Here is a 10,958-nt window from a genome sequence, read left to right on the forward strand (position 1 = left end):
ACGTGTCTACACGTTCAGGCGGCCATCAGGCGCATCATGCAGCTCTCGCCGGGACCCGTGACCACCCGCAAATATCCGGCGAGCTCGAGATCCAGACCAGGGTCGCCCGTGTCGACGAGCAGCCAGGGATCGGGGAGCAGCGCGAGCTTGCGGCGGCCGGCGAGGATCGTCAGCCCGGTCCGCCCTGCCCGGCGCACGATCTCGGGTCCGATGGGCTGGTTTCCGCGCCCGAAGACGAAGCCCTGCCCGCCGGTGACGCCGACGACGATTCGCAGCGGCAGCCCCTCCACGCAGGATGCCAGATGGTCGCGCGACACGTCCGCCGCGAGCAGCGCTCCGTCGAGGACCACATCCACCCCGAGGAGGGTGCCGCCGACGCCCAGGGCGGCGCAGACGGCCTTCGCCGCCGTGCCCGGGCCGATGACGACGGCCGTGCCGGGCTCCAGCGCCGCCGCGACCTCGCGGCCTGCTGCCGCCAGTGCCGCATCGTCGTCGCGCGGACGCCCGGCCTTGGGATGCTGAAACCCGTCCCGCACGGCCGGGACCCGCGCATAGCCGAAGAGACGCGGCGACAGGTGCCCTGCCCTCAGCGCATCCTCGTCGATGTCCATCACCTCCACCTGGCGGGTGGCCATGCCGGCCTGCCACGCGGCGAGCAGGCGTCCGGCCGCGGCCGGGCCCGTCGCGAAGACACCGGACTGCATCTTCACCCCGCACGGGATGCCGATCAGCGGAACATCGCCACCGACGGCGGCGAGAATATCGCGCGCGGTACCGTCGCCGCCCGCGAAGACGATCGCGTCGGCTCCGCTTGAGACGGCAGCAACTGCGGCAGCTTGCGTGTCGCGGGCTTCCGAGACGGCGGCAGGATGCCGGTGGACCACCTCCAGCGGCAGCCCCGCCTCCCTCGTGATGTCCTCGCCCATCCCACCGGCGGCGGTCAGCAGGAGCCCCCTCCCCCCCGCCTGCCGAAAGGCGTCCAGCGCCGTCGCGGCCCGGGCGTGGGCAACAGGGTGCGCACCCCGCGACCGGGCGAGCTCGGCCATGCCGGGGCCGTCCGTTCCCTTCAGCCCCGCCGGGCCTCCGAGGCCCGCGACCGGGTTGACGACGAAGGCGATCCTACGCATCGGGCCCGCCCCTCAGCCGAGCAGCGCCTCGGCCTCGATCTCGACCTCGTACTCGCCGACGAGTTGCGCCTGCACCAGCGTGTTCGCCGGGCGGACCGCGCCGAGGTAGCGGCCGTGCACGCGAGCCACTTCCTCCCACCTCGACACGTCGCGCAGAAAGATACGCGTGCGCACCACGTCCTCAAGGCTCCCGCCCAGCGAGGAGAGGCTGGCGGCGATCTTGTCGAGCACGTAGACGGCCTGGGATGCGGCATCGCCGGGGCAGACCACCGCGCCGGCCCCATGCGTCGCCGTGGTGCCGCTGACGAGGATCCTGTCCCCGACCCGGACGGCGCGGGAGTAACCGCACACCGGCTCCCAGATGCTGCCGGTGTCGAGGCGCTGCCGGCCCGGCCGGCCGGGCACCTCCTCGGCGCGGTACACCTTCGGCAGCGCGGCGAGGTGATGGCTGAGGTCGCCGGAGGCGGTGAGGAAGGGTGGGCGGCGATATTCGTCGCCGCAATCGCCTTGTATCGGCGTCGTGGCCGCGAGTGCCTCGTCGAGAACCGCATGGTCCTGCGCATCGAGCGCGAAGGAGAACGTCCGCAGATTGTCCTCCCGGTGCTCGCTCTCCCCCAGCCGCGCGCCGACGATGACGGCCGCCACAGCGGGCTGGTCCAGCACCCAGCGTGTCGCGACGTTGGCGATGGAGACGCCATGCCGCTTCGCCACGCGCGCCGCGGCGCGCAGCACGCCCTGCAGCGCGTCCCATCCGCCGACCTCGCGAATGAACCGGGCGTACTTCATCTTGCTCCAGTCGCCGACGCCTTCGGGCTCCGGCCTGTCGAGCCAGCGCTCGCTGAGAAAGCCGCCTCCGAGCGTGCCGTAGCACAGCAGCCGCACGCCGCTCTGCAGGCAGAACTCGGACATGCGACCGGCCGCCCTCCTGTCGAGCAGCGAGAAGCAGACCTGGTTGGTGACCACCGGCACGCCCCAGCCCCGCACGAGGCGCAGGTGATCCGTATCGAAGTTGGTGAGGCCGATCTCGCCGACCCAGCCCTGATCGCGGAGCCTGCCGATCTCGGCGAGGGCGTCGAGGTAGCCGGGATGCTCGAAGGTCCACCAATGGAACTGGAGCAGGTCGAGCCGGTCCATCGCCATCCGGCGACGGCTGCGGTCGACGCCCGCTTCCACCGCCGCGGCATCCATTACGCCCGGCGACGGGCACCACTTCGTCGCGAAGAAAGGCCGCGCGCCGCCCAGATCCACCGTCCCCGCGGCCCGCCGGCGCTGCAACTCGCCGACGATCTCCTCCGCGCTCCCGTAGTGTTCCGCCATGTCGAAGCCGCTGAAGGACGCGCGCGCATAGGCCGCGAGCTCGGACGAGGCGGCCACCGGATCGACCGTGCTCCCGTCCTTCTCCATGTCCGCGATCTGCCAGAGGCCGGTCAGGATACGAGGGATCTCGAGCCCGTCCGTGAGCCTGTACTTCTGGATCATCTGCCGCCCTTCACCCTGCCGTTCTCGCGTAAGGGTGGAACGAACAGCGGCTCGCAGTCCAGTTCGAACGCGAGGCGAGCGGCGCCTGCACAGAATGCTCGACGCCCAACGTGGACGCTGGAGGCGGCAGGGAAGCCCGGCTGATCAAGAAGATTTTGGCTGGGGGACCTGGATTCGAACCAAGATTAACGGAGTCAGAGTCCGATGGATCTACTCCCATAGCGTTCTGCCTTCTCCCGTCATATTCGTATTTTCAATGACTTAGCGTTTCATCTCTCCTGGCGACATACCCTAATGTTCTGTTGTTTTCCGACCCTCGCAGTGACACGGTTGTGACACGGGCCTTCTGAGGGCCGGAGTCCATTGATCTCGCGATCTCGTGTCACAAGGGGTTGAGCCATGAAGCAGACTGATGTGAACGCCCTCGAACCTGGCCCTCGCCGCATCGTTTGGGATGACAAGGTGAAGGGCCTCGGGATCCGGATCACCGAAGGCGCCGTCACCTACATCGTCGACTTCAAAGTGGGCGCGACGCGGCGGCGGGTGGCGATCGGCGCCGCGTCCCTCTGGACCTTGGACAAGGCACGGCGTCGGGCGGCAGACATCATCCTCGCCGGCCGCGCGGGAGAGGACGCCACAGCTGATGAGCGGAAGGGCATGGAGTCGTTTGCTCAGGTTTGGGAGCGCATGCTCTCGGAGGTCGACGCCCTCAAGCTCTCACCCGCCACGCTGGAGGACTACCGCGACCGCGCGGACAGGCTGATCTTGCCGAAGATCGGGCGGAAGCTCGTCGCCGACGTGAGCGAAGCGGATGTGCAACGCATCGTTGCTGCCACTCCCGGCGAGCGGAACAAGCAATACGTCGTCGCGCTGATCAAGAAGACCATCAACTATGCCGTGTCCGACCGGAAGCTCCCTGTCACCCATCGCAACCCTGCCGCGGGCATCAAGTTCAAGAAGCGGGAGTCAACCGCGCGCGCATTGGAAGTGGAGGAGATCGTCGCCTTCGGCGAGGCTCTCGCAAAGCTGGAGGCCGCTGGCAGCGTGTCGCCTTGGTTGGCAGGCCTCTTCCGGCTCGCGCTCATCTGCGGCCTGAGGCCCGGCGAGGTGCGCACGCTGGAGTGGGAGAACGTCCACGTTGCGCGCGGGAAGATGACGGTGGTCGGCAAGACCGGCCCACGGGAAATCTACCTGAGCAAGCCCGCGATAGAGGTGCTGACCAATCTGCCCCGAGTGCAGGGCCAGCCCTACGTGTTCCCTGGCCGTCGCTTCGGCGAGCCGCTCGTGGGGCTCAACAAGCAGCTGCTACGCGTCCAGGCCGAGGCCGGCGTGGAACGGTTCCGAGTCTACGACCTGCGACATTCGGCGGCGACAGGTGCGCTCGCCTCTGGCGTCGACCTGAGGGCCGTCCAGAGCCTTCTCGGGCACACGGACATCAGGACCACGCAGGGCTATCTGCACGCCTCAGCGAGCAGGAAGAGGGCCGCCGCAGAGGGCGCCGCAGCGTTCGGCGCGAAAGTTATCCACAGGAAGGATTGACAAGAAAAATTGAGGCTAAGTCGCTGACCTGCTTTGTGTATGCATCGATATAGTCGTTGCGCATTCTTCCGCGCATGCGCATATGCCGTTGCGAATACAAATCTGTTGTTGTTAGATGGTCTCCCGTGAACATGATGGGCAGCACTTTCACTTACCGTGAGGTGCTTCCGCCATGTACGGCTCTCCTGACAACCCTCTGTTCGACACCATTGGCGCCGCCAAGTTTCTTGGGCTCCAGAAGAAGACCCTGGAGTTCATGCGCTACCAGCGCAGGGGCCCCAACTTCGTCAAGCTCGGCCGGCTGATCCGCTACCGCCAGTCCGACCTCGAAGCCTACGTCAATTCCAACGTCCAGAACGTGATGAAGCCGGCTCCCATCAGGGGCAAGCGGTGATGGCGGAGATCATCCTCCATCCTGCCGGCGGTGGCAGATACAGCGCCATATGGAGCGGCGCCGTCATCGCCACCGCCAGCGCCGCGATCACGGCCGGCGCTCGGGCTCTCCTGGAGCTCGGCGTCCCGCCTGACGAGGAGCTCATCGCGAGGCACAAGGGCTCCGACATCATCGCCATGCGCGGCACGGTTGGAGGCTTCGCCAAGCTGACGGTGAAGGAGACGCCCAACGGGCCACGTCTGGTGCCGTGGACGCCCTCCGACCGGAATGGCGATTCCGACCGTCCAGATCGACCGACAGCGGCCGAGGAGGCCGAGGGCCGTCCGGCCGATCATCCGCACCCCGCCGATAGGCTGGAGGAGACCATCCCATGACCATCCCCATCGACATCATCGCCCGCCGCACGGCCGCCAGGATCGAGCGCGAGCGGGCCGCCGCGGATCCCTGGCGCAGCGAGGCGATCCTCATCGCAGAGGCCACCAGCGCCGGCCTCGGCCACGACGCCCAGGCGCTGGCCCAGATCGGCGCAAGGGCGGCCGCGATCCTCCTCGCCGAGGCGCGGCAGGCAACGCAGCGGAGGGCAGCATGACGAACGCCGAGCACCTCCTCTCCGCCTGCCGGGCCGCCCTCCTGACGGTCCGCGCCGGCCACAAGATCGGGAGCCCGCGCTTCATGGAGGCCTTCGACACGGCCGGCCGGAAGATCCATCCGGAGGCCCGACGCGAGCCGCACATTGCTCCAGTGATCAAGCGGCTCCGCTCCGCCTTCATATGGTCCTACAGCGACGGGGAACCTCTCCCGCCAGTCACCGTCCAGAACGCTCTCCGCTACCTCCTGCCGCTCTTCGGGATGGAGCTCGTCAAGGCCGCCGCTATGGCGGACGCCACGGCCGAGCTCTTCGCCGAGGCCCAGGGCCTGACGAAGCGGAAGGCGCCCATCGGCGGCTCGGCCAAGGTGGTGCCGTTCCCAACGGTCCACCGTGTCGGGATCATCCGGCGGCTCGCGGACCAGATGGAGAGCGTCACGCCCAAGGGCGCAGAGAACATCCTCCGGGCCCGTCTCGATCGCCTCGCCGAGACCCTCGCCGTCCGAGACATGGATCCGGCCGTCATCGCGGCGGAGGTCCACGCAATGGAGGCGGCCGTTAGGATGGAGCTCGCGCTTCGACGGGGCCGGTCAGGCAATGGGGGCGCCGCATGACCGGGCGCAAGCATGACCAGACCGGACGCTCCACGGCTACGCCACGGGGAAAGCGCGTCCGGAAGAACATCGGACCTCCTGACACACCCTGGCAGGGCTTTTCGGCTGAGATGCTCGGTTCGAAAGCGTGGCAGACCCTATCGCATGTGGGCCGCAGGATCCTGGACGGACTCGTGATCGAGAACATTCACGGCCGCCTGGAGAAGAACGGGCACCTCAAGCGCACCTACGACGATTTCGAGGAGCAGGGTATCGCGCGGAGCTCGATCCGGAAAGGGATCGATGATTGCTGCAAGAACGGGTTCCTCGTCATCGTATCGGAAGGAGGCCGAGGGGAAGGCGGGATCACCATCCCCTCGGTTTATCGGCTCACCTTCGCAGGTACCCTGGAGCAAGGGCCAACGAACGAGTGGAAGACGGTCTCGGCACGGCTAGAGCGGGAAGCTGATACGGCCGAAAGCGAAGACCCACAGGGAAGATATAATAAGGGGTTCGAAAATCGAACCAGCAAAACGTCCCGCGAGAGGAAAGCGGGATGAGCAAAATCAACCACTTGCAGGTGTGTCTTTCCTGCCGCAGTTCGTTTTTCGAACTGGAACCTAGTTCAGAAAACGTACTAGGTCCGGCGCCCTCAGGAGGGCTCGCAACAGCCCTTCCCCGGTGGCGGATCCGCCACCGGACCAGGCTCCTCGGACAAGGGAGGGCCGCGGCATGAGCAGGCGCCCTCCCCTCACACCAGAGCAAAAGCGCGAGCGCGACCGCCAGTGCCTGCAACGCCGTCGACGTGCCGCCGGTGCAATCCCTCTGGAGCTCTGGCGCGCGAACAGCCTGAGGGCAATCAAGCCGTGGCTCAAGCTCGGGCTCTCGGAGCGTCAATGGTACGCGCGAGGCCAGCCCATGCGGGACGTTCTCGCACCCAACACACCCAGACGCGGCGAGCGGCTTCGGCCGCGGGCAGACCAGAGCGGAGAGCAATCATGACGTTCGCAGAGAAGCCGGACACCCGGCAAGATCCCATGGTCGAGTACGCCCGCCGGCAGGTGCTTGCCGACGCACCTTGGGCAGCACAGTACTTTGACCCCGCTTTCGCGGGCGACGAAGAGGCTGCGCGCTTCCTGGTCACGGCTGCCCAGAACCATCATCGCGGCTTGCTCGCGGTTGTGGCCTACTTCGCCAGGATGCCGGCGCCAGTCTTGCGGGCGATCGTCTCGACAGCCTGGGGCCATGATCATCGTTATCTGATGCAGGCGGCGGGCGAGCGCGTGTCGCTCGTGCGCAGCGTGCTGAAAGCGGCTGAGGTGCCGATCCCGGATCTGCCGGAAACCATCACGGTCTATCGTGGTGGGCTCGGCGACGACCCTCGCCTTCTTGTCCGGGGGCTCTCCTGGACGCTCTCCTTTGAGGTGGCGGCGTGGTTCGCGCATCGGTTCGCCGGCAAGCACCGGCCGCTCGTCATCTCCGCCGAGATGCCGCGGGCGAGCGTGATCTACTTCTGCGACGGCCGCAGCGAGCAGGAGGTGGTGTTCAATCGCGCACCGAGGAGATGGACGCATATCCCGGCGGGTGCTGCCACGCAGGCCGCGCACGACAAGTACGAGCGCGAGAAGCGCGAGGCGATGATGGCGGAGTTGGCCTCGTACAAACGACGCGACGAGGTCGACCTCTGTGCGGTGCTGCCGCTATGACCGCCTCAAAGTGCCCCAGGCTGGGGCACTTTCCTGCCCACGCATATGCGCGCTTATGCGTTTGATATTGCTAGCGTTTTTCGCGGGACTCCGAGCGCGGACGGTGGCAGGATCAACTTGGGAATTTCCCAAGTCGAGGAGACGAGACCGTGATCATCATCAGCACCCGCACCACGCCCGACGAACAGCTGTGCAGCATCGCCTATGCGATCGAAGAGCTCGCCGAGCGCCACGCCGACGCACCAGGCATGACGGCAGAGGCGGACCGCCTGAAGGCTCTGGCGCTCGGATTGATCAAGGCCGCCGAGAGGCTCGACGACGCCCGCGACGGCGGCCCCACGACCCTCAGGGCAGCCCCACAGACCGGTGCAATCTGCACCGGTATCGGCGCCACATAGGATCCGCAGCGGCCTGCCAAGCAACGGCAGCCCGTGCTGCTCGTGCTCGCCCACAAGCACCTAAACTTATTCCACCGTTACTCCCCAAACTTGTTCGGCTGCGGCCTAGTTGGGGATGTATGCGCGAGGCTTGCCAAGGCTCTGGCTACCAGTCGAAGTTTGCCCGGCGTCAGATATCATCAGCGACCGTCAAAGCGGATTTCGCCTTTTCCCTAATATAGGAATTTCACCGACCCCATCGGTCCTCTCTTATCCGCAGATCTTTTTAAGTCGAAGGGGCCATCCCCACTGCTTCATTGTACTTTACTCGGATGTCTTCGCACTACACTAGATATACTTACTTTGATTACGCTGAATTACATCTAAAGATACTTTGCTTTTGCTCTCTCAAGTCGCCTTCCTCTTCCTACGTCGTCCGACGTGGCGGCCCTGCGTGACAGGGCTTAGCCCCTCCCCTCCGACCCGGTGGAACACGGGTCTAGGGCGGGAGGCGGAGGCAGGAAGCGGAGAAGGGAGGCGGCCCGGTGGAACACGGGTCCAGCCTCCGGAGCGAGAGGACAGGGCGGGCCGATGGAACGGATTGCGGAGTTGATGGAGACCGGGAGGCGCGCCCTGCATGCAGGGCGGACGCGTCTCGCTATCCGTTGCTTCAGCCGTGCCCTGTCCCTCGCTAACCGCCATTGCTGGAGCGCACGGGGACGCATTCTTGCGGCCCTCTCTTTCGCCCGTCGCCAGCTGGTGGCGCGTGCTTCTGCGGCGGCCCGGCAGGTTCCGGCCCTTGTCGCCAGTGTGGCGGCCCGGGTTGCGGCCCGGCAGGTTCCCGCCTCTTCCGTTCCCGCCGCTCCGGTCCGGTCCGCCGCTGCGGCCGAAGTGCAGCACGCCGTTGTGCAGCATGCCGCTCCGGCCGTTGCCGGTCCGGCCCTCTCCTCTGAGGCGGCACGGTCCGCTTCCTTCCTCTCCCGGGCGGCCCGCTCCGCCGGCGCCCTCCTCTCCCGCATGTGCGCTGCGACGGTTGCCCGGTTCCGGGCGGCCCTCGGAACGCACGGTGCGTTCCCGCCTGGCATGCCCGGGCGCACTCTCGGAGAGGACTCCCATGACGACGATTCCGCAGGAAACTCGCAAGGTCCGCCGGGCCGTGCGCGAAGAACGGCGCCGCTTGACGCGGTCCGCCCGTCGCATCCGCATCGCTGAAAAGCACGCGTTTTTGAACGCGTGACCGGGAGGGCTTGACCATGAATCCGTCCGCTATCGCTCGACTCCAGGGCTTTGCCTTGCGTCGACTCCAGCTGGCCACGTGCGAGCACGAGTCCGTGCTTCTCCGCCACGCGTTGCGCTGCATTCGCCTCGCCAGCACGGCCGTTCGCCATGGCGACTCCCGGGAGGCGGCCCGGCTTCTCGCCTGAGCTGTCGGCTCCGCCCGGGCCGCAAACGGGGAGTCCATGGCGTGACCGCGCGTGACCTCTTCCGGGCCGCCTTCGATGCGGCGGCCCTCCTCCTCTTCCTCACGGCCGTGCTTGTCGCGGCCCTCGCACTCAACCCTTGAAACCATGCCCGGCTTGCCCGGGCACACACTGGAGACTGTCACCATGTCGATGCATGTTCCCTCCCGGTCCGTTCTCGCCTCCCGTGCCATGCTTTGCGGACTCACAATCCGGCAATGGTCCGCTCGTCGCCTTGACCGCAAGGTTACTGACGAGGTCAACGCCTCGCACGGCGCCGCAGCGGATGCGGGCCGCTACAATAAGGCGCTTGTGGCCAAAGACGCGTTGGCGGGAATCGTCACGGCCGCCAATGCGGCCCGTTCGCTCCACTATGCCCGGACTCTCCCGTGGCTTGACGAGGGCGCCCGCATCCTCCCGGCTGCCGGATTCGAGGCGTACAGCAACGCCATGCGTGACCTCCGCCACGCATTCGAGGCTGCCGTCGCGGCGTTCGTTGCGGCTTATCCGTCCTATGTGGACGATGCTCGAGTCCGCCTCAATGGCATGTTTGATCCGGCGGACTATCCGGAAGCCTCCGAGATAGCGGACCGTTTCGCGTTCGGAGTGCGCATTCTCCCGGTTCCGGATGCGGCGGACTTCCGGGTTGATTTGGCGGACGCGCAAGCGGCGGAGATTCGGGCCGCCATCGAGTCCGCCGCACGGGACGCACTCGCCAACGCCACGCGCGACGCATGGCAACGCGTTGCAGAGGTGACGGGCCGGATGGTTGAGAGGTTGAACGCGTTCAAGCCGGGCGGCCCGAACGGACGGGCGGAGAACGTGTTTCGCGACTCCCTTGTCGAGAACGTCCGGGAGCTTGCGAGCATCCTCCCGGGCTTGAACCTCACGAACGATCCGGCCCTTGCACGTATCGCCGAACGGATGGAGTCCGACCTTTGCCAGCACGATGCGGCGGACTTGCGCGACTCCGACGCACTGCGCCGCGACACTGCGAAAGCGGCTGCGGCGATCCTAGCTGAGGTTTCAGACTTCCTGGCCTAGCGGCGGCCCGTTCCGCCTCCCGTGCCACATGGTGCGGGAGGCGTGGCGGACCGCTAGTCGGCGGCCCTCAACGGCCCGGCATGCCCGGGCGCACTCTGGAGACTCGACCATGGCCACGTTTTCAACAGTCCGCTCCGATATCGAATCCTGCATTGATGCTGGCATTCCCGTCATGCTTTGGGGGGCGCCCGGAGTCGGCAAATCTGACCTTATGCGCGCCATCGCTGCGGGCCGCAGCCTCCCCTTGATTGACTGGCGAGCGAACCTGCGGGAGCCGGTCGACTTGCGCGGACTCCCGGCTCCGGACATGGCGGCCCGTCGCACGGTATGGTTGCAGCCGGAGGATTTGCCGGACGCCACGCGCGACGGTCCGGAGGGAATTTTCTTCATTGACGGGATAGTCAATGCGGCGCCGTCCATGCAGGCGGCCCTTTACGGACTCGTGCTTGACGGTCGACTCGGCGATTACGTCAAGCCGGCCGGCTGGCATATCGTGGCGGCTGGCAACCGCATGGCGGACCGCTCCAGTGCGGGCCGCATGCCGCTCGCACTGGCAAACCGTTTCGCTCATTTCACACTGGACGCTGATCCGGATGCATGGCGCGCGTGGGCGGAGGGCGCCGGAGTCCATCCGCTTGTCGTGGCCTTCATGG

Annotated in this window: 13 protein-coding genes; 11 read left to right on the forward strand and 2 right to left on the reverse strand. The window is 66.8% G+C overall.

Annotated elements, in window-relative coordinates; genetic code table 11:
* Nucleotides 1-14 precede the first annotated feature (14 nt).
* Both AC5JCN_RS07365 and AC5JCN_RS07370 read right to left on the reverse strand, forming a co-directional pair.
* A complete protein-coding gene (locus tag AC5JCN_RS07365; protein WP_495754389.1) occupies nt 15-1,127 on the reverse strand; it encodes an ATP-NAD kinase family protein in 1,113 nt (370 codons plus the stop codon).
* Between the two features lie 12 nt (nt 1,128-1,139).
* Nucleotides 1,140-2,606: an aldo/keto reductase gene (locus tag AC5JCN_RS07370; RefSeq protein ID WP_495754390.1), complete on the reverse strand. Its 1,467-nt coding sequence runs from the start codon at nt 2,604-2,606 to the stop codon at nt 1,140-1,142.
* A gap of 399 nt (nt 2,607-3,005) precedes the next feature.
* Here AC5JCN_RS07370 and AC5JCN_RS07375 point away from each other — a divergent pair, with 399 nt between their 5' ends.
* From AC5JCN_RS07375 to AC5JCN_RS07425, 11 genes are all read left to right on the forward strand, one after another.
* Nucleotides 3,006-4,145 (forward strand): site-specific integrase, encoded by a 1,140-nt coding sequence (locus AC5JCN_RS07375; protein ID WP_495754391.1) that lies wholly within the window; start codon nt 3,006-3,008, stop codon nt 4,143-4,145.
* Nucleotides 4,146-4,317: 172 nt separating this feature from the next.
* Nucleotides 4,318-4,539 (forward strand): helix-turn-helix domain-containing protein, encoded by a 222-nt coding sequence (locus AC5JCN_RS07380; RefSeq protein WP_495754392.1) that lies wholly within the window; start codon nt 4,318-4,320, stop codon nt 4,537-4,539.
* Entirely contained in the window at nt 4,539-4,913 is a 375-nt protein-coding gene (locus AC5JCN_RS07385; protein ID WP_495754393.1) for a hypothetical protein, read from the forward strand. Before AC5JCN_RS07380 ends, AC5JCN_RS07385 begins: the two co-directional genes overlap by 1 nt.
* Nucleotides 4,910-5,128 (forward strand): hypothetical protein, encoded by a 219-nt coding sequence (locus AC5JCN_RS07390; RefSeq protein WP_495754394.1) that lies wholly within the window; start codon nt 4,910-4,912, stop codon nt 5,126-5,128. The genes AC5JCN_RS07385 and AC5JCN_RS07390 overlap by 4 nt, the downstream gene beginning before the upstream one ends.
* A complete protein-coding gene (locus AC5JCN_RS07395; RefSeq protein ID WP_495754395.1) occupies nt 5,125-5,739 on the forward strand; it encodes a DUF6074 family protein in 615 nt (204 codons plus the stop codon). Before AC5JCN_RS07390 ends, AC5JCN_RS07395 begins: the two co-directional genes overlap by 4 nt.
* Complete coding sequence (locus AC5JCN_RS07400) at nt 5,736-6,278, forward strand: hypothetical protein (protein ID WP_495754396.1); 543 nt, start codon at nt 5,736-5,738, stop codon at nt 6,276-6,278. Before AC5JCN_RS07395 ends, AC5JCN_RS07400 begins: the two co-directional genes overlap by 4 nt.
* A gap of 438 nt (nt 6,279-6,716) precedes the next feature.
* Nucleotides 6,717-7,424, forward strand: coding sequence for a hypothetical protein (locus AC5JCN_RS07405; RefSeq protein ID WP_495754397.1), 708 nt, complete (start codon nt 6,717-6,719; stop codon nt 7,422-7,424).
* 149 nt (nt 7,425-7,573) lie between these two features.
* Nucleotides 7,574-7,822, forward strand: a complete 249-nt coding sequence (locus AC5JCN_RS07410; protein WP_495754398.1) for a hypothetical protein — start codon at nt 7,574-7,576, stop codon at nt 7,820-7,822.
* A gap of 1,093 nt (nt 7,823-8,915) precedes the next feature.
* Nucleotides 8,916-9,038 carry a hypothetical protein gene (locus AC5JCN_RS07415; RefSeq protein ID WP_495754399.1) on the forward strand — a complete coding sequence of 41 codons (123 nt, stop codon included), beginning with the start codon at nt 8,916-8,918 and terminating at the stop codon, nt 9,036-9,038.
* Between the two features lie 370 nt (nt 9,039-9,408).
* Nucleotides 9,409-10,305 (forward strand): hypothetical protein, encoded by an 897-nt coding sequence (locus AC5JCN_RS07420; RefSeq protein ID WP_495754400.1) that lies wholly within the window; start codon nt 9,409-9,411, stop codon nt 10,303-10,305.
* Nucleotides 10,306-10,414: 109 nt separating this feature from the next.
* On the forward strand, nt 10,415-10,958 hold a 544-nt coding region (locus tag AC5JCN_RS07425; RefSeq protein WP_495754401.1), incomplete at its 3' end, for an AAA family ATPase.

This window comes from Alsobacter sp., from assembly GCF_059501845.1.

Bases quoted from the DNA above. Each gene is read 5' to 3' on its own strand.
- AC5JCN_RS07365 (WP_495754389.1), bottom strand. From the start codon at position 1,127: ATGCGTAGGATCGCCTTCGTCGTCAACCCGGTCGCGGGCCTCGGAGGC.
- AC5JCN_RS07370 (WP_495754390.1), bottom strand. From the start codon at position 2,606: ATGATCCAGAAGTACAGGCTCACGGACGGGCTCGAGATCCCTCGTATC.
- AC5JCN_RS07375 (WP_495754391.1), top strand. From the start codon at position 3,006: ATGAAGCAGACTGATGTGAACGCCCTCGAACCTGGCCCTCGCCGCATC.
- AC5JCN_RS07380 (WP_495754392.1), top strand. From the start codon at position 4,318: ATGTACGGCTCTCCTGACAACCCTCTGTTCGACACCATTGGCGCCGCC.
- AC5JCN_RS07385 (WP_495754393.1), top strand. From the start codon at position 4,539: ATGGCGGAGATCATCCTCCATCCTGCCGGCGGTGGCAGATACAGCGCC.
- AC5JCN_RS07390 (WP_495754394.1), top strand. From the start codon at position 4,910: ATGACCATCCCCATCGACATCATCGCCCGCCGCACGGCCGCCAGGATC.
- AC5JCN_RS07395 (WP_495754395.1), top strand. From the start codon at position 5,125: ATGACGAACGCCGAGCACCTCCTCTCCGCCTGCCGGGCCGCCCTCCTG.
- AC5JCN_RS07400 (WP_495754396.1), top strand. From the start codon at position 5,736: ATGACCGGGCGCAAGCATGACCAGACCGGACGCTCCACGGCTACGCCA.
- AC5JCN_RS07405 (WP_495754397.1), top strand. From the start codon at position 6,717: ATGACGTTCGCAGAGAAGCCGGACACCCGGCAAGATCCCATGGTCGAG.
- AC5JCN_RS07415 (WP_495754399.1), top strand. From the start codon at position 8,916: ATGACGACGATTCCGCAGGAAACTCGCAAGGTCCGCCGGGCCGTGCGC.
- AC5JCN_RS07420 (WP_495754400.1), top strand. From the start codon at position 9,409: ATGTCGATGCATGTTCCCTCCCGGTCCGTTCTCGCCTCCCGTGCCATG.